General features: G+C 47.5%; 23 protein-coding genes. 10 read left to right on the forward strand and 13 right to left on the reverse strand.

What is annotated here, in order from left to right; translation table 11 throughout:
• Positions 1-2: 2 nt before the first annotated feature.
• The 3 genes from pyrH to rpsB all read right to left on the reverse strand — a co-directional run bounded on the left by pyrH (position 3) and on the right by rpsB (position 2,845).
• Positions 3-725 carry a UMP kinase gene (gene pyrH, locus FAY32_RS09210; RefSeq protein ID WP_143463149.1) on the reverse strand — a complete coding sequence of 241 codons (723 nt, stop codon included), beginning with the start codon at positions 723-725 and terminating at the stop codon, positions 3-5.
• Positions 726-1,008: 283 nt separating this feature from the next.
• Positions 1,009-1,893, reverse strand: coding sequence for a translation elongation factor Ts (gene tsf / locus FAY32_RS09215; protein WP_143463150.1), 885 nt, complete (start codon positions 1,891-1,893; stop codon positions 1,009-1,011).
• Between the two features lie 148 nt (positions 1,894-2,041).
• Positions 2,042-2,845, reverse strand: coding sequence for a 30S ribosomal protein S2 (gene rpsB, locus FAY32_RS09220; RefSeq protein WP_143463151.1), 804 nt, complete (start codon positions 2,843-2,845; stop codon positions 2,042-2,044).
• A 237-nt stretch (positions 2,846-3,082) separates the two neighbouring features.
• Between rpsB and FAY32_RS09225 the strand changes: the two genes are divergently transcribed.
• Positions 3,083-3,781, forward strand: coding sequence for an HAD family hydrolase (locus tag FAY32_RS09225; protein ID WP_143463152.1), 699 nt, complete (start codon positions 3,083-3,085; stop codon positions 3,779-3,781).
• A 275-nt stretch (positions 3,782-4,056) separates the two neighbouring features.
• Here FAY32_RS09225 and FAY32_RS09230 read toward each other — a convergent pair whose 3' ends face one another.
• From FAY32_RS09230 to FAY32_RS09240, 3 genes are all read right to left on the reverse strand, one after another.
• Positions 4,057-5,052 (reverse strand): D-2-hydroxyacid dehydrogenase, encoded by a 996-nt coding sequence (locus tag FAY32_RS09230; protein ID WP_143463153.1) that lies wholly within the window; start codon positions 5,050-5,052, stop codon positions 4,057-4,059.
• A gap of 89 nt (positions 5,053-5,141) precedes the next feature.
• Positions 5,142-5,417: a GIY-YIG nuclease family protein gene (locus FAY32_RS09235; protein WP_143463154.1), complete on the reverse strand. Its 276-nt coding sequence runs from the start codon at positions 5,415-5,417 to the stop codon at positions 5,142-5,144.
• Positions 5,404-6,159, reverse strand: coding sequence for a tRNA1(Val) (adenine(37)-N6)-methyltransferase (locus FAY32_RS09240; protein ID WP_404820134.1), 756 nt, complete (start codon positions 6,157-6,159; stop codon positions 5,404-5,406). Before FAY32_RS09240 ends, FAY32_RS09235 begins: the two co-directional genes overlap by 14 nt.
• A gap of 95 nt (positions 6,160-6,254) precedes the next feature.
• Here FAY32_RS09240 and FAY32_RS09245 point away from each other — a divergent pair, with 95 nt between their 5' ends.
• Complete coding sequence (locus FAY32_RS09245) at positions 6,255-6,884, forward strand: lysophospholipid acyltransferase family protein (protein ID WP_143463156.1); 630 nt, start codon at positions 6,255-6,257, stop codon at positions 6,882-6,884.
• A gap of 161 nt (positions 6,885-7,045) precedes the next feature.
• On the opposite strand, the gene FAY32_RS09250 is transcribed toward FAY32_RS09245, so the two are convergent.
• The 4 genes from FAY32_RS09250 to FAY32_RS09265 all read right to left on the reverse strand — a co-directional run bounded on the left by FAY32_RS09250 (position 7,046) and on the right by FAY32_RS09265 (position 11,309).
• Positions 7,046-8,839 (reverse strand): ABC transporter ATP-binding protein, encoded by a 1,794-nt coding sequence (locus tag FAY32_RS09250; protein WP_143463157.1) that lies wholly within the window; start codon positions 8,837-8,839, stop codon positions 7,046-7,048.
• Positions 8,839-10,590: an ABC transporter ATP-binding protein gene (locus tag FAY32_RS09255; protein WP_143463158.1), complete on the reverse strand. Its 1,752-nt coding sequence runs from the start codon at positions 10,588-10,590 to the stop codon at positions 8,839-8,841. The genes FAY32_RS09250 and FAY32_RS09255 overlap by 1 nt, the downstream gene beginning before the upstream one ends.
• Positions 10,591-10,725: 135 nt before the next feature.
• A complete protein-coding gene (locus FAY32_RS09260; RefSeq protein WP_143463159.1) occupies positions 10,726-10,959 on the reverse strand; it encodes a YneF family protein in 234 nt (77 codons plus the stop codon).
• A gap of 101 nt (positions 10,960-11,060) precedes the next feature.
• Entirely contained in the window at positions 11,061-11,309 is a 249-nt protein-coding gene (locus FAY32_RS09265) for a DUF896 domain-containing protein (RefSeq protein ID WP_143463160.1), read from the reverse strand.
• A gap of 260 nt (positions 11,310-11,569) precedes the next feature.
• Here FAY32_RS09265 and lexA point away from each other — a divergent pair, with 260 nt between their 5' ends.
• The gene (lexA, locus tag FAY32_RS09270) at positions 11,570-12,199 is read left to right on the forward strand and encodes a transcriptional repressor LexA (RefSeq protein WP_143463161.1); all 630 of its coding nucleotides are present in this window, start codon (positions 11,570-11,572) and stop codon (positions 12,197-12,199) included.
• A 138-nt stretch (positions 12,200-12,337) separates the two neighbouring features.
• Here the strand turns inward: lexA and FAY32_RS09275 are convergent, their stop codons facing one another.
• A complete protein-coding gene (locus FAY32_RS09275) occupies positions 12,338-12,778 on the reverse strand; it encodes a nucleoside 2-deoxyribosyltransferase (protein ID WP_143463162.1) in 441 nt (146 codons plus the stop codon).
• Between the two features lie 294 nt (positions 12,779-13,072).
• On the opposite strand from FAY32_RS09275, the gene FAY32_RS09280 reads away from it, so the two are divergent.
• The 3 genes from FAY32_RS09280 to FAY32_RS09290 all read left to right on the forward strand — a co-directional run bounded on the left by FAY32_RS09280 (position 13,073) and on the right by FAY32_RS09290 (position 15,046).
• Complete coding sequence (locus FAY32_RS09280) at positions 13,073-13,660, forward strand: hypothetical protein (RefSeq protein ID WP_143463163.1); 588 nt, start codon at positions 13,073-13,075, stop codon at positions 13,658-13,660.
• Between the two features lie 196 nt (positions 13,661-13,856).
• Positions 13,857-14,186, forward strand: coding sequence for a toxin-antitoxin system HicB family antitoxin (locus tag FAY32_RS09285; protein ID WP_143463164.1), 330 nt, complete (start codon positions 13,857-13,859; stop codon positions 14,184-14,186).
• Between the two features lie 11 nt (positions 14,187-14,197).
• On the forward strand, positions 14,198-15,046 hold the full coding sequence (locus tag FAY32_RS09290; RefSeq protein WP_143463165.1) for an SPFH domain-containing protein: 849 nt from the start codon (positions 14,198-14,200) through the stop codon (positions 15,044-15,046).
• Positions 15,047-15,100: 54 nt separating this feature from the next.
• On the opposite strand, the gene FAY32_RS09295 is transcribed toward FAY32_RS09290, so the two are convergent.
• Positions 15,101-16,267: a hydroxymethylglutaryl-CoA synthase gene (locus FAY32_RS09295; protein WP_143463166.1), complete on the reverse strand. Its 1,167-nt coding sequence runs from the start codon at positions 16,265-16,267 to the stop codon at positions 15,101-15,103.
• A gap of 148 nt (positions 16,268-16,415) precedes the next feature.
• Positions 16,416-17,297, reverse strand: coding sequence for a PPK2 family polyphosphate kinase (locus FAY32_RS09300; protein ID WP_143463167.1), 882 nt, complete (start codon positions 17,295-17,297; stop codon positions 16,416-16,418).
• A 174-nt stretch (positions 17,298-17,471) separates the two neighbouring features.
• On the opposite strand from FAY32_RS09300, the gene FAY32_RS09305 reads away from it, so the two are divergent.
• From FAY32_RS09305 to FAY32_RS14635, 4 genes are all read left to right on the forward strand, one after another.
• Positions 17,472-18,134, forward strand: a complete 663-nt coding sequence (locus FAY32_RS09305) for a histidine phosphatase family protein (RefSeq protein ID WP_143463168.1) — start codon at positions 17,472-17,474, stop codon at positions 18,132-18,134.
• Between the two features lie 21 nt (positions 18,135-18,155).
• Positions 18,156-18,341 carry a PspC domain-containing protein gene (locus tag FAY32_RS09310; RefSeq protein WP_143463169.1) on the forward strand — a complete coding sequence of 62 codons (186 nt, stop codon included), beginning with the start codon at positions 18,156-18,158 and terminating at the stop codon, positions 18,339-18,341.
• Positions 18,342-18,504: 163 nt separating this feature from the next.
• A complete protein-coding gene (ndk, locus tag FAY32_RS09315) occupies positions 18,505-18,972 on the forward strand; it encodes a nucleoside-diphosphate kinase (protein WP_143463170.1) in 468 nt (155 codons plus the stop codon).
• Between the two features lie 90 nt (positions 18,973-19,062).
• Complete coding sequence (locus FAY32_RS14635; protein WP_158727574.1) at positions 19,063-19,224, forward strand: hypothetical protein; 162 nt, start codon at positions 19,063-19,065, stop codon at positions 19,222-19,224.
• Positions 19,225-19,445 lie beyond the last annotated feature (221 nt).

Here is a 19,445-nt window from a genome sequence, read left to right on the forward strand (position 1 = left end):
ATCTATTTTCCCCTAACTGTAGTCCCGATGTTTTCGCCTTCAACGACCCGCCGAATGTTACCAGGTTCGTTCAAATTGAAGACAACAAATGGGATGTCATTGTCCATTGAAAGTGAGCTAGCCGTCGTATCCATGACATGTAAGCCCTTGTTGATAATATCCAGTTGCGTCAGTTTGTCAAACTTAACGGCCTTAGGATCCTTGTTTGGATCAGCAGAATAAATACCGTCGACCCCATTCTTAGCCATTAAGATGGCATCTGCATTGATTTCGGCTGCCCGTAAAGCAGCGGTCGTATCTGTTGAGAAGTAAGGACTACCGGTTCCCCCAGCAAAGATAACAACACGTTCCTTTTCCAAGTGCCGAATTGCTTTCCGTCGAATGTACGGCTCAGCAATCTGCCGCATCTCAATAGAAGTCTGAACCCGGGTTGGCACGCCAATTGACTCCAAGTTGTCTTGTAGTGCCAATGCGTTCATGATGGTTGCTAACATCCCAATGTAGTCGGCTTGCGCGCGTTCCATGCCCATTTGTGCGCCAGCTTCGCCACGCCACATGTTACCGCCACCAACCACAATAGCGATTTGGATCCCTAAGTTATAGACATCCTTGACCTCTTCCGCTACGGTTTTAATTACTGGCGGATTGATCCCAAATCCCTTGTCACCGGCCAAAGCCTCGCCACTGAGTTTGAGCATAATCCGCTTATACTTTACGTCCGCCATTGTGTTTCCTCCTATTGTATTCTGACAATAATTCTATCATACTTACCCCCGTTAGTGATAGTCAGGGGGTACGAAATCCCAGGTTTGTCACTAAAAAGTTTTATATCGGGTATTCACCCGCTGACTGGTGGTCCGGCAACCATTTTGGTCTCGACGACAACCACACTTATCGCCACCGCACCGAACACTTACTAACATCAGGTGTCAGCTGTTCGGCAAGCCCGTCAACGCTAATAAAAAAGCGTAGGCCCCTTAGCGGAATCTACGCTTTCTTACGGTTTGCTTAACCGTTGATTTGGTCTTGAACTTCCTTAGCCAGGTCAACAGTTGGCTTTTCGATTCCTTCACCAACTTCGTAACGAACAAAGGTTACTAACTTGCCACCCTTGCTAGCAACGAATTGGCTCACAGTTTGGTCGCCATCCTTAACGAATGGTTGGTCAGCTAAACTGATTTCGGACAAGAACTTGTGTAAACGACCCTCAACCATCTTTTCGACGATCTTTTCAGGCTTACCTTCGTTCAAAGCTTCTTGCTTCAATACTTCACGTTCATGTGCTAAACGGTCAGCAGGAATGTCGTCGCGAGAGACGAATTCTGGGTTGATCGCAGCAACGTGCATCGCAACGTCCTTAGCAGTTGCTTCATCAGCACCGTCTAAGACAACGACAGCAGCGATTTGGCCACCTTGGTGTAAGTAAGCACCGAAGACTTGGCCGTCGGTCTTTTTAACAACGGCAAAACGACGTAATTGCACGTTTTCACTGGTAACTTGAGTCGTCTTGATGATGGCTTCGTTTAACGTTTCGCCATTGTCAGCCTTCAAAGCTAACGCAGCATCTAAGTCGGCTGGTTGTTGTGCAGCAATCGTGTCAGCAACTTCGTCAACTAAAGCGTTGAACGTGTCGTTCGTTGCCACGAAGTCAGTTTCTGAGTTAACTTCAACGATGGCAGCGGTGTTTCCACTAACCTTCACCCGAGCTAAACCGTTAGCAGCAACGTTGCCGCTCTTCTTCTTTGCCTTAGCAATTCCCTTTTCACGCAGGAAATCAATGGCCTTGTCCATGTCGCCTTCAGAAGCAACAAGGGCCTTTTTAGCATCCATCATCCCAACTTGGGTCTTGTCCCGTAATTCTTTTACTTGTGCCGCAGTGATTTTGCTTGCCATGTGTAATGGCCTCCTTTTATCAATTCATCTAATTCACCAAAAAAGACTGACTCAATCTCAGGCCATGAACGGTCCTAAACATTAAGCCAGCCTAAGGTGCTTTAAATCTAATATTTGGAAAGTGCCGCGAACGACACCTTGCATTTAATTACTTGTTGTCGCCTTCAACGGCGTTAACGATGTCTTCCATCGAGTTGTCAGCGGTCTTCTTGTCGCCCTTAGCGGCATCGGACTTTTGGCCTTCGAAAGTCTTTTCGTCAACTTGGTCTTCACCCTGACGGCCTTCAACAATGGCATCAGCCATCTTAGAAGTGATCAGACGAACGGCACGGATAGCGTCATCGTTAGATGGGATAACCACGTCAATTTCATCTGGGTCAGTGTTCGTATCAACCATAGCAACGATCGGAATGTTCAACTTTTGTGCTTCGTGAACAGCGATTTGTTCCTTGCGAGGGTCAACGATGAACATAACGTCAGGCAACTTAGGCATATCTTCGATACCGCCTAAGAAACGTTCCAACTTGTCTTGAGACTTCTTAAGTAAAGAAACTTCCTTCTTAGGAAGAACATCAAACGTACCGTCAGTAGCCATCTTCTTCAATGACTTCAGACGCTTGATTCGCGTTTGGATAGTTTCCCAGTTAGTCAAAGTCCCACCTAACCAACGGTGGTTAACGTAGTATTGACCAGCACGGGTAGCTTCTTCTTCGATAGAGTCTTGTGCTTGCTTCTTAGTCCCAACAAACAGAACAACGGCGCCTTTAGCAGCTTCGTCCTTCATGTAGTTGTAAGCAACGTCGATCAACTTCACCGTCTTTTGTAAATCGATGATGTAGATACCGTTACGTTCCGTAAAGATGTATTGCTTCATCTTTGGGTTCCAACGACGGGTTTGGTGACCAAAGTGGACACCGGCTTCGAGCAGTTGTTTCATTGAAATAACAGCCATGATAAAATGCCTCCAAATAGTTTTTGATTTCCTCCCCCACGCTCAATTGACTGAAGAACTCGCAAGCGAGCACCCCTCCGGTCATCACGCGAGGTGTGAATTGGCGCATACGCACCGAAAGTTATTATACAAAACTGACTGACTAAACACAAGCTAAAATCCTAAATTTTCCAATAAAATTGGCTTTCCCAGAAGAGTATGGTAAACTGCTTAGGTCACAAATGAGGAGGAAGTAGCATGATAAAAGCGGTCGTCTTCGATGTCGATGACACGCTCTATGACCAAAAGACCCCCTTCACGGCAGCACTAGCACCGTTACTCAAGTTGCCCGAAGCCACGGATCTCAGTTTGGCCTTTCAAACTTACCGGCAACAAAGCGCCGCCGGTATTTGGTCTCACGAAGAAATGGCTGTTAAACGGTTGAATGCCGCTTTACACAGTCAAAATATACCCTCGGTGACCACCGAGATTGCCCTAGCTTTCCAAGACGCTTACTGCGCCGGTCTGCAAAAAATCAAGCTTTTTCCTGGACTAGCCACCGCTTTGGATCAGCTCAAGGAACATTATAAATTAGGCATCATCACCAATGGTAAAACGCAACACCAATTGGCAAAAGTGATGCAATTAGAGATGCACCGGTGGATCAACCGGGATGCCATCATGACGTCTGAAGAGACTGGGTTGGCGAAACCCGACCCCGAGATCTTCACCCTGATGAATCACCGGTTGAACCTCCGTGCGAGTGAAGTCGTTTACATTGGTGACTGCTACAGCATGGATGTTCGTGCAGCCAAGAAAGCTGGCTGGCAAGCGTTCTGGTTTAATCACCGAAATCTAGCTATGCCTGATGGTGACTGGATTCCGGATCAAACCGTTGGCGATCCATTCGAACTGCAGGATCTACTGCTTGCTTTGACCGCCATTGCCGAAACTTAAGTCGTATCCAAAAACAGTGACACTTTCCTTTCAGGGTAAGTCGTCACTGTTTTTGTGCGGGTTACTTAACTAAAAGTTGAAAGTTCCGGAGTACTGGCTATACCTGTTCTAGTCACACTAATGGACCTAAAACTAGCTAACATAGGGCTTAAGTCGCCTTACCAGCCAGCAGACATCCGCACAGATCCTGCTTATACATCAAACACGCCTAATCAAAACGTGGGACTAGCGCTAGTTGAGATACCTCAACCGCCGCTAGCCCCACATTTTTTTAGTTAAAACGCAACTTCATTTTCAGCCTGTCCGGTTTCAATCAATTGTTTATTGTTATTTAACGCATATTGGACCATGTTTTTCACAGCCGTCTTGGTGTAAAAAGCAATGTGTGGCGTAACCAACACATTTTCCCGTTTCATCAGGTTCTTCAATCGTTCGTCGGGAATCGCATCGAAACTGCCGAAGTCAGTGTTGAAGATCCCAACTTCATCCTCGTATACATCCAGCGCTGCACCAGCGACCTTGCCACTGTCCAATGCTCGAATCAAAGCATCCGTATCGATCAACGCCCCGCGCGCTGGGTTCAAAATCCAGACGTGATCTTTCATCTTCGCAAAGGCCGCATCGTTAAGCATCTTGTTATTGTCCTTGGTTGCTGGTGCATGTAAGGAAATCACGTCAGCTTGGGCATACAACTCATCCAACGTATCCACGTAGACGCCTTGTTTCTCCAACTCTGGATTGTGGAATACATCGTAGGCAATGACTTTTGCGCCGAATCCTTGATAGATTTTCATCGCTGCACGACCAATTCGACCGGTAGCAACGACACCGACCGTCATCTTGTTTAATTCATCAGCAATGTCTGGTGCCCAGGTGAGATCCCCGTTGGCTTGCTTCCGGTCAAACGTTGGCGTCCGCCGCAACAACCGCAGCAATTGCGTCACCGTTAATTCAGCAATGGCCTCTGGTGAGTAAGCCGGCACATTGGTGACCTTAAACCCATTCCGTTTGACGGCATCTGCATCCACATTATCGACCCCAACGTTACGCAAGGAGAGATTGGTAACTCCGTTCGCAGCTAACCGGTCAAGAACTTCTGCCGTGTAAGGCTTCTGTTGATAAACGACCGCGCCATCGTACCCCTTTGCGAGGTCGACAGTCTGGTCATCCAGTAGGTCTTTGACGGCTGTAACCGTGATACCCTGTTGCTGTGACCACTGTTCTAAGTAAGGTTGTTCATCGTCTCGAATTCCATAGGCAATAATTTTCACAATAAGCTCCTCCTTAGGGTGCTGAACTATCTTAGTTGACTACACAGATTCAGTCTACCATAGACGACAGCGTTTGCTTAGTCAAACGCTTACCCAGTTATGGAGATACCTCGTTCAGCTAAGAAAGCAAGCTTCTTTGCTCGACTTTGATGCTTGAAGGCCCACTCGGCGTGCAAGGCATCGTGTTTGCTTGCAAACGACTCGCTGTACAGGACTTTCAGTGGACGATGGACCTTCGTATACTTCGCCCCCTTGCCAGCAAGATGGGTGGCAAAGCGCTTCGCAACATCGGTCGTAAACCCACCGTACAACGAATGATCCGCACAGAGTAGCACATAGAAATAGTAGGCTTTAGTGGCTGCCATAGAGTAGCGCCCCCACTTCGGCTGAATACTCCCCGTTTTCATCGTAAACGACTAACGGTGCTGGAAAACGTAGGCCACCGGGTTTGCCATCTTTGATTGCTTCGACTAAGACCATGTTGGCTTCTTTACCTGGTTTAGGATGAACCAGCCGGACACGTTTGGGTGCCAAGCGATTCGCAGTCATCAACTCTAGCAGCTGTAGTAAGCGATCTGGTCGGTGAACAAAATAGGCCTTCCCGTTCATTTTGAGTAGCCCGCTGGTCGTCGTCACGATTGTCGCGAGATCCGTCGTGATTTCGTGACGGGCGATTGCCAGATAGGGGTTCGGATTCTTCTGACTCTGCGGCAGGTCAGCAAAGTATGGTGGATTACAGGTGACCACGTCCACGGAGTCCTTGGGAATCCACTGATTGACCGTTGCCAAGTCCCCTTCGTAGACGGTTAATTGGTCGCCTAAATCGTTCAGAGCAACACTCCGACGTGCCATATCGGCTAAACGGGGTTGGAGTTCGACCTCCGCAATTTTTCCACGGGTCTGATGACTCATGAACAAGCCTACCGCCCCATTGCCAGCACACAGGTCGACGGTCTGACTCGTCGCGCGCAACGGTAATTTCGCAAAATTAGCGAGTAATACGGCGTCCAATGAAAACGCAAACACCTCTGGACTTTGAATGATTTGAATATCTTGACTATATAATTGATCGATTCGTTCACCGGGTCTTAAGGTCGTCACAATCACCACTTCCTTTTCAAATATTTTTCAGATAACTTGCAACCGCGACGCTTTTTTTGCATACTGGATTAAATAGCAACGTTGCGAGAGGAGTGCGACACATGTTTTATTCATTTCTACGTGGCTTGATCCGGGCCATTTTATTTTTGGTCAACGGCCGTGCCACTTACTTACACCGTGAAGACTTACCGGATGGGCCCTACGTCTTGGTTGGGCCTCACCGAACATGGTTTGACCCGGTTTATTTTGCATTAGCCGCAAGTCCCAGAAAGTTCAGCTTCATGGCAAAAGAAGAGTTGTTCCAAAACCCCATTTTCCGATGGCTGCTCTACCATGTCAATGGTTTTTCGGTAAATCGAGATCATCCCGGGCCATCCGCGATTAAAACGCCCGTCCGGATCTTACGCCAAGGCGACCTATCACTGATCATGTTTCCCTCGGGCTCCCGGCACTCCGCAGAGCTTAAGGGGGGCGCCGCGGTCATTGCTAAAATGGCCGGTGTTCCCTTAGTTCCCGCCGTGTATCAAGGACCACTGACCTTCAAACGGCTGTTTTCACACAAACAGGTCACCGTAGCTTTTGGCACACCAATCACCATCGACCGCAAGCTGAAGCTCAACGAAGAGGGCCAAGCCCAAATCGAAAAACAGATGCAAGCCGCCTTTGATAAGCTCGATCAGGAAATCGATCCGAACTTCCATTACGTCGACGTCACTGGCAAAAAAGATTAGTTTTCGCGACTCAGCTACACAAAAGACCGCACCGACTAGCCCTAAAGGGATTAACCGGTGCGGTCTTTTTGTCTTTAAGCAGCAGTGTTTGCCTGGCTAGACTTAGATAAGATGGCTTTCGTCTGTGAAGAACTCTCTCTTCTCGCACACTGAACGACGATCTATTCTGCATGCGCTGCATTTTGCAGTTGAATCATGTCGTAATAGTAGCCATGTTGCGCCATCAACTCATCATTGGTTCCCCGCTCAACGATTTTCCCTTGGTTCAGGACCAAAATTAAATCAGCGTTTTGAATCGTGGAGAGCCGGTGCGCAATGGCAATGGTCGTCCGATTCTCTTGAATCCGGTCCAGCCCATTTTGAATCATTGTTTCGGTTTCGGTATCAACGTTGGCCGTTGCTTCATCTAGAATCAGAATCTTCGGGTCGGTGACCACCGTACGGGCAAATGTGATCAGTTGCCGTTGCCCAGCAGAATATTCCGTTCCCCGTTCCAAAACGGGAGTGGCGTACCCCTGGGGCAACCGTTCAATGAATTCATCCGCCTGAACAAAGTGTGCCGCCTGTTGAACTTGGTCATCCGAGATAGCTGGATTGAACATTCGAATATTAGTCTGGATATCCCCATAGAAAAGTTGGGGCTCCTGCAGAACTAGTCCCATCTTGGATCGCAATTCTTCGGCTGGGTACTCCCGAATATCGCGACCGTCGATTAAGACCTCGCCGGACTGAAACTCGTAAAAACGCATGAGCACGTTGATCGTCGAGGTTTTTCCAGATCCTGTTTGGCCAACCAAGGCCACCGTTTGGCCCGGTTCAGCGACAAATGAGACATCCTTTAACACCGGATGTTCTTGGTCATAAGCAAAAGTAACGTGGCGAAACTCAACTTTTCCTTGCGTAATCTTTGCATCGGCCACGGGGTGCTGGGCTGGTGCGAGGGTTTGGTCATCAACTACCTTTAATACCCGCGATCCGGCCACCATCCCATTTTGAAAGTCACTCAGACTGTCCATCATGTTGCTCATCGGACTATAGAAGTTGTTCAGGTAGGTAATGAAGGCGTAAATAACCCCGGCCGCCACAACTTCGTGTAATCCCCGAATCCCAAAGATGCTCAGAACAATGACCGTTCCTAGCGCGTAGAACAAGTTAATGATGGGACTCAGCAGTAATGAGTTCGTCCGAATCATGGCTTTACGCGTATCGTAATAGGCCTCATTGGTCTTTTCAAAGTTGGTTGCCGTCCGCTTCTCTTGCCGAAATTCCTGAATCACACTGATTCCCGTGATGGCTTCAGCAAGCTTCGTGTTCAGTTCGCTCAGTCGTTCCCGCATCCGGCGGTACACTTTGGAACTGTAGTGTTGGTAATACCAAATTGTTAACGCCAGAAATGGGACCAGAATCAATGTCCACAAAGCAACAGTCATATCGGTAGCAGCCATGGCAATAAATGACGAGATGACCGCAAAAGTTGCCAACATTAACGTATTTAATAGGGCCCAAAAGTTGGAAAAGGTCATGGTATCGTTCATCAGTCGTGAAAGAATCGATCCTCCTGGCGTCTGGTCGAAGTACCGCATGCCCTTTTTATGAAGCTGACTAAATAATTTACGCCGGACATTTTCAAGCATATATTCAGCGCCCATGGTGCTCGTGTAGTTTTGCCAAAATTGCATGATTGCTCGCGTCACCATACCCAGAAAGTAAAGGCCGGCAAACATCCACATGATGGCCAGCGTTGCATTACTGGTCCGCAGATAACGGTCCATGTACATTTGCAGCAACCAAGGTAAGAAGACGTTGACCGCACTAATGGTGGCTGAGAGAATGACCGACACGATGAAGAACCATTTGTAAGGCGCAGCGAACTTAAACAGGCGACCGATCACCGTGACTTGTTCCTTGGTGGTCATACTGTGAGCCCACGCCGATTCGTAAGGCTTATCTGCCATTATTGAACGCCTCCCTTCACTTGCGTTTCCAATTGTTGCTGGTTAAACATCCGTTGATACCAACCGTGAGTCGCCATCAATTCATCATGCGTCCCCCGTTCGATCACGTGACCGTCGTCCAACACGATAATCTCGTCGGCATTCATGACGGAACTCAACCGGTGAGCGGAAATGATGGTTGTTTTGTTGGCCCGTTCAGCCTTCAGGTTCGCCAGGATCTCGGCTTCCGTTTCCGCATCGACCGCAGATAGCGCATCGTCCAGAATCAACAATTCCGGATTGATCAACAGCGCTCTGGCAATTGCCAACCGTTGTCGCTGGCCACCAGACAGTGAAATCCCTTCCTCACCGACCTGGGTATCATAGCCAGCAGGTAAGTTGTCAATCTGCCCAGCAAGGTCGCTTTTGGCCGCAGCCGCCTCGACCTCTTCCTTTGTCGCCTCAGGACGGGCAAAACGAATATTTTCAAAAATATTGGTTGAGAATAGGAAACTCTCTTGCGGCACGTAACCAATCGCTGGCAAATAGCTGTCCAGAGCGTAGTCTTTGATATTGTGACCCCCAAAGATGATTTCACCATTGTAATTGTCGAACTCCCGCAGAATCAATTTCATAATCGTTGATTTTCCGGCACCGACCCGCCCCACGATTCCCAGCGTATGCCCGGCTGGTAACGTAAAGTCGATCCGCTTAAGACTAGCACCAGCATCGTCTGGATAGTCGAACTGTGAAACGTGATAGTCCAATGTGCCCTGTGGTCGTTCCGTGATGCCGTCCGTCTGGTCAATGATATGCGTCTTTTGTTCCAAAAGCTCCATGACCCGGTCATAACTGGCATTCCCACGTTCCATGGTGTTAAAGAGCATCCCCACAGCAAACATTGGCCAAACCATCATTGCCAAGTAGCTAATGAAGGAAACCAAGTTACCGATCGTAATCACGTTGTGGACCACAAAGAGCCCACCCAAGACGATGGTTGCCACGTAGGAAATGGAAATGACCAGCGTGATCGACGGGTCAAAGAGTGAATCCAAGCGGTTGACGCGGCGGTTGATGTCGATCGTCCTGTCAACTTGTGAATCGAAATCTGCCACATCGGCATCATCCTGACCGAGAGCCTTGATGACCTTGATTCCGCTAATGCTTTCCTGAGCCTTGTTATTCAGTCGAGAGAAGGCCGCTTGTGACTCGCCAAAGGCCCGGTGAATCTTTTGACCCAGATACCAAGAAATAACTGCCAGAAATGGAAACGGAATGATCGCTAGCAAAGTCAACCGCCAGTCGATCAGCGTCATCATCGCAATCAACGTCGTACCGCCGGTAATGATGGCATCTGCAAACTGCAGGATACCGCCACCAGCAACCCGTTGGACAGCTTCCAAATCGTTAGTTGCGTGCGCCATCAAGTCTCCCGTCCGATACTTTTGGTAGAAGACCCGATCCATCCGCATAAAATGGTTAAACAAGCGGTTCCGCAACAGCTGTTCCAGGTGGGCTGCCCCACCCCAAATTGCATTACGCCAAATATAGCGCGTTCCATACTGCGCCAACGCGGCAAGCGTAATCAAACCGAGATCAATGAGTAATAAACGTCCAGTCATTGATTGCCCGTGAATGCCGTCCACCATGTTACCAATGATCCGCGGGGGAATAATGGCAATTAGGGCTGTTAACAATAAACCAATGATTCCAGTCAAATATCGTCGCCATTCAAGTCGGAAATACCACGACAATTTGCGAAAGATACTCACGAACACCCCTCCTAAAATTAGAATATGATTAAAATATAACGCAGACTTTTTAATTTTACCGAAATATTAATAAAATGCAACTAAAAAAACTCGCCTCCAAGAAATCTGGAAGCGAGTCTGAAAAAACCAAGACGATTATTTCTTACGTGGTGAAGACGCATTTTGTTGCATTGCGTTCATCATTTGATGTAATTTCCGTTGGGATGGCTTTTGCCCCATCTGCAACATCATCGCACGTAATTGGTCTTCGTTAATTGGCGGATTGTCTTTCAGGTATTTCTCCATGTACTTGCGTGCGCCATAAAAGCCACCGGCCGCACAAGCTAAACCGACAGCGATGACGATTAAGATCCAGATCCAAGTTGCCAAGACGATTTCCCCTCCTTCATTGAAGTCATTCATTTAACAATTCTACACAAACTTAAGACAAATTAAAAGCGCGAATCCCGGAAAAAGACGCGCTTCCGTAATTAATTATCCCGTAGACCCTTTTTTCGTTGAATTTCGCGAACTTTTTCTGGGGTAACTTCTTTCCCGTTTTTATCGTAGACCTGTAGCATCTCGACCTGACTCTTGAAGCTTTCACGGAACAATTTCAGATATTGCTTCCGCAAGTGATCCCGTTCTGCAGTCTCATCATCAGTTAAGCCTTCTGCCTTGGCCTTGTGTGCCAGTTCATTGATTCTTGTTAATAGGGTGTCCATTGTTGGTTCTGCCATGAACGATCCTCCTTTAAAATATTTAATTGTGTTCGTCGCCGTCACAATCACGGCAACCCGCATGACTTCGCGGTTGGTCAACCGAATAACCCGTTGGCCAGTAGCTGGGGACCCGCCCCGCTTTCAAGTCACAGTCCATCATATCAGGGTTATTTTCAGAATTCAACTCATTTACCCGAACATCTGTTTGAAAACGACGACAACCTATGCTACACTAAGACTAAACTATACTACGAATGACGAACGAGGTGGCAAAAAATATGAGCAAAGCTTCTGAAAGTAAACAAATCGCCGTTCTTCGCTTCATTTGGGAACGGGTCAATGAAAAAGGGTATCCCCCAACCGTCCGCGAAATTGGTGAGGCCGTTGCCCTGTCCTCAACTTCTACAGTTCACGGTCACATCGCCCGCCTGACAAAGAAGGGGTTACTGACTAAGGATCCAACTAAGCCACGTGCCCTAGAAATCACACCGGCTGGTTTGGAGGAACTCGGCGTTCACGAAAAGCAAACGCAGATTCCTGTATTGGGCACCGTTACCGCTGGTGAACCCATCCTAGCCGTTCAGGAAGCCACGGATTACTTCCCGGTTCCACCTGAATTCGATCACGATGAAGACGACCTCTTCATGTTGACGATTCGTGGCGAAAGTATGATCAACATTGGCATCTTGAATGGTGATCAAGTCATTGTCCGCCGGCAACAATCTGCCGACAATGGTGACGTCGTTATCGCGATGACTGAAGAAAACGAAGCTACTTGCAAACGATTCTTTAAGGAAGCCGATCATTTCCGGTTGCAACCCGAAAATGACACCATGGCGCCAATTATCTTGAATCACGTCAGCATTTTAGGTAAAGTTGTGGGCCTGTTCCGCGACGATGTTCACTAAATTAGGATAAATTGAAGGGTCTGAGACTTTTGTCTCAGACCCTTCTTATGTTCTCTCAAAACAGGTGTCAAAAAGCAACTGATGGGCAATTAAGGTTATTATCTCCCCTTAATTCCACCCTTTGTTAACGAATCAAACCTAAAAGACTTTCCCCTGGTAGTGACTCTCAGGAAGTGTGCTGAAATCATATGCTGCCAAAGCTTCAGCTTCACGCAGATAAGCGTGTAGGCCTTCGGCAATCATCAAGTTTAAGACGGTGTCCTTTTCATGCAGGACCACAACCGGCTTCTGCAGATGGAAGGCGTACCCAATCTCAAAGGCGGTCCCAGAATCCACTTGGTCGTCTACGAAATCGACTAAAGCGACCACAACATCGGCCTGTTCGATCTCGTGAATATCCATTTGGAAGGTTTGCGTGGCCCATTCAGGCGTGCCGACAGTTAAACCGGGAATCTCGCCTAACCGGGGGCTGAAGACGTTGTCAACCCGCGGATTAGCGGCTAAGGCCTTTTCTACGCGTTCAATTCGGGAAATCTGTTCATCATCAAAAAACGGTCCTGCTAAGTAAACGTTGGTCACACTAATCTCCTCATTTCTCTACATTGTCCGTAGCCACCCAAGCTGACAAGGTGGTCGTCTAACGGGATGACTTTATTATACTGGAAAGCTTAACCTTTTACGACATATTTTTAATTAATATTCGGTTATAAAATGATAATTTAAGCGTTTTCACCCTCATATGACCTAATGTTCGACTATTTGAGCAACCAGGTAGTGCCAATTTATTCTGTAACTGATTCATGCTATACTAATGAAAATAAGTTTGACCAATTTTAATTGGTCATCAACAAGTACCCGTGGGGAGGAACTTTTATGGTTCTTGGCTTTGCCATTATTTGTGGCTTGATCACCATCATTGCTATTTTTTCATTAACACTTGCGATTCAACGACACGAATCTAAAGTTGGACCCGGATTGGTTCTGATAATTGCTTTGATCCTAACCGGTTTATCCGTCTGGAAGTTGCCCTACTGGTCGCATGAACCAGCGGCACCAACCACCAGTCACACCGTTAAAAAGGCAAAATTAAATTCACATTCCGGACGGGCATTTGGTTCTAGCACGACGACCACTGACCGCCGGAGTACCGAAAAAAAGATTCAACAACAGTTACAAAAGTCACTGAACAAGATGGGCACCGTCACTTTTGATCATGCTTCAAAGACCTATGAAGTCACTGTGACGGATACGAATCTTAAGAAAACGATTGCGGCCTTACAGCAAGATCCTAGTCAAGCCAAAAAGGCAAAGTGGCCACAGTTCGCCAATAGCTTTGCCAAGACCAGTGCTTCACTGAAAAAGTCATTGGGTAATGGTTACACCTTTAAGATTCGCGTTGGCAGTCAAGCCCCCGTCCTGATCTTTAAGGATGGCTACATCGTTAAGAACAGTTTCGAATAGCAAACATGAGCTTAGACGAGTCGCGTCTAAGCTTTTTTATTGGGCTAAGTCTAGGTTGGCAACCCCGACCATTGCCCATATTCAGCTTCTAACACCTGCTTTTTACCAGAACATCATCAGAATTTGTGGTGGGCATTTAAATCGCCAGAACAATATCAAAGTGATATCATTAAGCTATCATCAGGAGGCAATAATTATGGCAAAAGACAAGCAAAAACGTTTTTTACTACGAATGGATGACAGCCTGTTTGAACGCCTATCTAGCGCTGCTGACGCTGATGGTCGGAGCATCAACGCCTACATCGTTAAATTGCTCTCTCAAGCAGCTCCACATGGGACTTGGGAACAGCGCCAGTTGATTGGCCGTTCGCTTTCTGGCAAGGAGCTCGACACCAAATCTGGCCTCGTGTTAGTTGCTGGAATTTACTATCGGTATCTTCTCGAATCACCTGCAAAGCCTGATTCCACTGCCAGCTATACGATTACGGAGAGTAATGGCAACATCTTAACGCTTAAAAAAATCTAGGGGGAATTCAGATGTTCGGAATTAGAATCGTACGTCAAAATAATGAGGGGTTAGTCGAAACGTTAGGCAAGTACAAACGGAGCGTCACCCCCGGAATTCATTTTTATCTGCCATTGTTTCAAAGAATTCAGACGGTCAGTTTAGCCATGACACCACTGGCCCTGCCGAATTATTCGGTGATCACCAAGGATAACGCCGATGTTTCGGCCAGTCTCACGTTGAACTACCACGTCACTAACTCTGTCAAATACCAATACGAAAACACAGACTCCGTGGAATCCATGGCACAATTAGTTCGGGGCCACCTCCGCGACATCATTGGTCGCATGGATTTAAACGAGGCCCTGGGCTCAACGGCGAAAATCAACCAGGAGTTAGCTACCGCCATCGGCGACTTGACCGATACCTATGGCATCAACGTCGACCGAACCAACATTGACGAGTTGACCCCCTCTAAGGCCATTCAATCGGCTATGGATAAACAACTGACTGCCGATCGGGAACGTATCGCCACTATCGCCAAGGCGGAAGGTGAAGCCAAATCCATTGAGTTGACGACGAAGGCCAAGAACGATGCCCTAATGGCGACTGCGACTGCCGAAGCTACCGCTACTCGGACCAGAGCCGATGCTGAGAAGTACCGGATCGACACGGTCAACTCTAGTTTGGGCAACGCACAACCGGGATTCTTCGAAAACCAGTCGATCACGGCTTTCAGCGACTTAGCTAAGTCACCGGCCAATGTGGTAGTGGTTCCCAATGACCACATTGCCGACCTCGGCCAAATTCCAGCAATTGGGGCCGCCCTGAAAAGTGGCTTGGCGACGGCAACACCGCATCAGACACACCCTAAGGCTTAGAACCAAAAAAAGGTGCTCAGATTTCCTAAATGGAAAACCGAACACCTTTTAGTTTTACTGTTTGCGATACTGCCGCTGCTCATGTTGCCGTCCTGCCAGATAGTAAGTTGCTGTCTCCTCTCCCACTGCGAGTTGAACGTCACGACCGTCATTACTGAGCTGGGCCGCATAAATTTGTTCATATTCCGCGACCGAAACCCGGCGCCGATTAGCCAATTGCTGCGCCAACTGTTCTTCGACAAAACCATCACGGAAATTAGGCTGCAATACCCCACTAAAGAACTCGCCCTCGGCACCGGAACCGTAGCTAAAGAACCCAATGCGTGAATTAGCAGCCAGTTGCCCGTGCCGAAGCAATGACAGGAAGCTCAAATAAAGCGACCCCGTATACAGATTACCCACATTGCGATTATCCGCCTGACTAGCTTCAAAAGCAGTCGTCAACTGGGTCTGTTGTTCCGGTGTGGCTTCCGGTAAAATCTGCCGCAATCCCTTACGCCCCATTTTAGTAAATGGCATGTGGAAGGCAAAGGCCGCAAAGTCGGCAATTGTTCGCTGCGTCTGTTGTTGATAACCCGTCCAAACCGTCTTAAAGAAATCCAGATAGACGTTGGTTGAATATTTACCGTCAACTAACGCTTCGGTCCGATAAGTTGGCCGCCAAAAATCCATGACATCTTCGGTATGATAACTGCTGATGGTATCCAATGCCAAAATAGTTGGATCAGCAGTCACCAACATGGCCACCGCACCGCCTCCCTGCGTCACTTCACCGGCCGTCCGCAGACCATAACGGGCAATGTCAGCGCCGATAACCAACACCTTGGCCTGTGGGTGCACCCGGACATAGTCAGCCGCCAATTGCAGGCCTGCCGTGGCACCATAGCAGGCTTGCTTCAACTCAATAGCTCGTGTATTTTGTGGTAATCCCAGCAAGTGGGCCAGATAAACGGCCGTTGCCTTGGAGTTGTCGATACCAGATTCGGTACCGAACAATACCATACCAATTTCTGCTTTAAGTGCCGGTGTCAAGATCTGTTCAGCCGCATTAGCTGCCATGGTGACAACGTCTTGGGTTGGTGGAATTACGGCTTGCTTTGACTGACCAATGCCAATCAAATACTTATTGGGATCCTCACCTCGTGCAGTGGCAAGCTCCGCCATATCGACATACATTCCGGGCGTATAAAACCCCATCTTATCAATTCCTACTACCGTCATGCCCTGATTCCTCCTGTACGTTTTCCGTTGAAATTATACGCTAACCATACCATTTTAAACGGATAGCTAGCAAATGTTATTCAATTGTATAATACAATTGAAGCTGTTAAAAAAAGAAGAGACTCGCTGTCTCTCCCCTTTTTGCTAATTACAACTCACCCTCTTGTAGCTGTTTCAGGGTGGTCTTTAATTTTTGTTGGACAGCTGGATCAACCGTTGGGTAAGTCGGGTTCAAATCTTGTAACCGTTTGACCAAAATATTGGAAACAATTAATCGGGCAACCCCTTTATCGTCTGCTGGAATCAGGTACCATGGCTGTTTCTTAGTCGCCGTGTTCTCCAGCATTTGAGTGTAGGCCCGTTGATAATCCTGCCAGAAAGCCCGCTCCTGCATATCGCTCGGTGAAAACTTCCAATTCTTGCTGGGAACTTCAATCCGCCGTTCAAAGCGATGCGTTTGTTCTTCGCGTGATAGATGCAAGAAAAACTTGATGGTAATAAACCCCTGATGCCGTAAATACTTTTCAAAGTGGCGGAGATCATGGTACCGCTTATCAAAGAAGGCATCATCCACATCGTCAAGCGTCTTCACGCCAGGCAAATTTTGACTTAACAGCATTTCCGGATGGACACGACTGATCAAAACATCCTCATACTGCGACCGATTGAAGATACGAATCTGGCCTCGTTGTGGTAACGCTTGGTTGATTCGCCAGAGAAAGTCATGATCCAGCTGTAGATGAGTCGGTTGCTTAAAGCTAACAACACTGGTCCCGGCTGGGTTAAGACCACTAAAGACGTGCCGAATCAGTCCATCCTTACCGGCGGTGTCCATCCCCTGTAGAATGATAATAATGCCATTTTGACGTTGCGAATACAGTCTGGCCTGTAAATCACTCAGGGTCGCAACGTTTGCCTCTAATGCGGTCGTCATGACGGCCTGTTCTGGAACACGGCTAACCCGCGTCGCGAGCTGACTTAGGTCAACAGGTGACTCCCCCGTGTAGCGATAACTGCTTTCAGTACTCATGCGCATCATCTCCTATGCCTTAAAGATAGCACGCTTTTTCTTCCTCGTCCCTTGATTTATCAAAAAAATTCTAAGGGATTTGATTTTCCCGTAGCAAAATCTTAGCGTTCCCTCTCATTGCTTGCTATACTAGGGATGTAACCACTTACGAAGTTGACGAAGGAGTTCCGAAAGATGAAGAAAATTACCGCTTATTTCGTGCGTCATGGTCAAACGATGTTGAATCACTATAACAAAGTTCAGGGTTGGATCGACTCACCACTGACGGAAAAAGGGCGTGCCGATGCTACACGGGCTGGTAAACAGCTTAAAAATATTCCGCTTGCTGCTGCTTACAGCAGTGACTCCGGTCGCGCAATTGAAACTGCCAGCATCGCCCTCCGCGAAAATCCCGAAAACATGAATATTGTCTCCTACCAATATCCAGAGTTCCGGGAACAATGCCACGGTTACTTTGAAGGAAACGACTTAAACCAGATGTGGCAGTTCGTCGGTGCACAGGTCAAATTGACCTCAGAATCTGACGTCCTCAAGACTTACGGGCTGGAAAAAGCCCGTGACTTGATTCACCAAGCTGACCTTTATGGCGAAGCCGAAAGTAACGCCATGTTTTGGGAACGACTGGACCGTGGTTTTGACAAACTACGGGCTAACTCTAAGGACGGCGATCAAGTGCTAGTCGTTTCTCATGGGATGACGATTCGTTCCATCGTTGACCGCTACGCACCCGAACTTGATGAAGGCATTGCGACTATCAACGGGAGTATCACGAAACTCGAGATTACTGATGATGATATCCACGTTGACTTTTTCAACAAAGTTGATTTTCAATCTTAATTACCTAGGGAGGAAGCCATCATGAAAAATATTCATCGTTCCGCCTCAAATCGGGTCTTTGCAGGCGTCATTGGCGGTCTGGCTGACCATTTTGATTGGAACGTTGGCATTGCTCGTGTTCTGTTCGTTTTACTCGCCATTACGCCAGCGTTCCCTGGAATTATCGCCTACTTGATCCTGTGGATGATCATGGGTGACCCTGCTTAATATTGTTCACGAACACCAGTCGATAAATTCGATTGGTATTTTTTAATAATTTAATTGACGTTAGAAACCGTTTAATCTACAATTTAAGGTAGCAACTTGTTATGCATTGAACAACAGGTCCTTGATTTACGATTTACCCAAAAATCACAAGGAGGTTTCACTCATGGCAAATTCAGAAAAGACTTTAGTATTGGTAAAACCCGATGGGGTCGCAGAAGGTCACATTGGGGAGATTATTTCACGGTTTGAAAGTAAGCGCTATCAAATTACGGCTTTGAAGGTGCTCAACGCAACTTCATCCCAATTAGATCAACATTACAGGTACCAAGCAGAGATGCCATACTACGAGGAAATCAAGACGTACATGATGGAAGGCCCAATGGTTGCCATCATCGTCAGTGGCACGGACGTCGTCAAGGCCGTTCACAACCTCGCTGGCAAGACCCATCCCAACGATGCCCAGCCCGGTACCATCCGTGGTGACTTCGCCCACGACTACCCAGATGGCATTCTCCGCAATATCGTGCACACCTCAGATAGCAGGGAAAATGCGCACCACGAAATTGCAATTTGGTTCCCAGAATTAGCAGTTGCCGCTCACCAAAAGGTTGCCACCACTGCTAAGAAGTAAATAACTGGTAAATAGTGAACCACCAATCGAATTCGGTTGGTGGTTTTTTGCTGGAATTTGCTATAATCAAAATAAAGGTGGTGACGGTAAATGAGTTTTCCAGATGATATTTATGAAGCATCTGCTTACGAATGGCTCAAACAACAGGATCTGACAGCCAAGACCCCCGCTGAAGTTTCTAAGGCGTTAGCTGAGGCAATTAAGCAAGCTAAAGGTATTTCGAAGTCTAGCGAGAGTCCTTGGGGAAAGTAAGTGTTCGTTTACGTGACTTTAGCGGCTACACTTTGTGTGTCGCCTAATTGACAGTAGTTTCCGTACCAGTAATTAAGTTTCTCTAGCGAACCCATCAAGTCGCTAATACCCATCTCCCCTACTGCTTAACAAGATGTGGCAGGGAGCGTATAAATGTAAGCGAATTCGTTGATATATTTATCAGTTTGTCCACTTTGAAAAGATATACCGCGAAGAACTAA

This window comes from Levilactobacillus enshiensis, assembly GCF_007115095.1.
Lineage (GTDB): Bacteria > Bacillota > Bacilli > Lactobacillales > Lactobacillaceae > Levilactobacillus > Levilactobacillus enshiensis.

What these genes read in the sequence shown, in the direction of transcription:
- FAY32_RS09250 (WP_143463157.1), bottom strand. Translation starts at nt 8,839, where the DNA reads ATGGCAGATAAGCCTTACGAATCGGCGTGGGCTCACAGTATGACCACC.
- rpsB (WP_143463151.1), bottom strand. Translation starts at nt 2,845, where the DNA reads ATGGCTGTTATTTCAATGAAACAACTGCTCGAAGCCGGTGTCCACTTT.
- lexA (WP_143463161.1), top strand. Translation starts at nt 11,570, where the DNA reads ATGAGCAAAGCTTCTGAAAGTAAACAAATCGCCGTTCTTCGCTTCATT.
- FAY32_RS14635 (WP_158727574.1), top strand. Translation starts at nt 19,063, where the DNA reads ATGAGTTTTCCAGATGATATTTATGAAGCATCTGCTTACGAATGGCTC.
- FAY32_RS09285 (WP_143463164.1), top strand. Translation starts at nt 13,857, where the DNA reads ATGGCAAAAGACAAGCAAAAACGTTTTTTACTACGAATGGATGACAGC.
- FAY32_RS09265 (WP_143463160.1), bottom strand. Translation starts at nt 11,309, where the DNA reads ATGGCAGAACCAACAATGGACACCCTATTAACAAGAATCAATGAACTG.
- FAY32_RS09290 (WP_143463165.1), top strand. Translation starts at nt 14,198, where the DNA reads ATGTTCGGAATTAGAATCGTACGTCAAAATAATGAGGGGTTAGTCGAA.
- FAY32_RS09300 (WP_143463167.1), bottom strand. Translation starts at nt 17,297, where the DNA reads ATGAGTACTGAAAGCAGTTATCGCTACACGGGGGAGTCACCTGTTGAC.
- FAY32_RS09295 (WP_143463166.1), bottom strand. Translation starts at nt 16,267, where the DNA reads ATGACGGTAGTAGGAATTGATAAGATGGGGTTTTATACGCCCGGAATG.
- FAY32_RS09310 (WP_143463169.1), top strand. Translation starts at nt 18,156, where the DNA reads ATGAAAAATATTCATCGTTCCGCCTCAAATCGGGTCTTTGCAGGCGTC.
- FAY32_RS09280 (WP_143463163.1), top strand. Translation starts at nt 13,073, where the DNA reads ATGGTTCTTGGCTTTGCCATTATTTGTGGCTTGATCACCATCATTGCT.
- FAY32_RS09305 (WP_143463168.1), top strand. Translation starts at nt 17,472, where the DNA reads ATGAAGAAAATTACCGCTTATTTCGTGCGTCATGGTCAAACGATGTTG.
- tsf (WP_143463150.1), bottom strand. Translation starts at nt 1,893, where the DNA reads ATGGCAAGCAAAATCACTGCGGCACAAGTAAAAGAATTACGGGACAAG.
- FAY32_RS09235 (WP_143463154.1), bottom strand. Translation starts at nt 5,417, where the DNA reads ATGGCAGCCACTAAAGCCTACTATTTCTATGTGCTACTCTGTGCGGAT.
- FAY32_RS09245 (WP_143463156.1), top strand. Translation starts at nt 6,255, where the DNA reads ATGTTTTATTCATTTCTACGTGGCTTGATCCGGGCCATTTTATTTTTG.
- FAY32_RS09225 (WP_143463152.1), top strand. Translation starts at nt 3,083, where the DNA reads ATGATAAAAGCGGTCGTCTTCGATGTCGATGACACGCTCTATGACCAA.
- ndk (WP_143463170.1), top strand. Translation starts at nt 18,505, where the DNA reads ATGGCAAATTCAGAAAAGACTTTAGTATTGGTAAAACCCGATGGGGTC.
- pyrH (WP_143463149.1), bottom strand. Translation starts at nt 725, where the DNA reads ATGGCGGACGTAAAGTATAAGCGGATTATGCTCAAACTCAGTGGCGAG.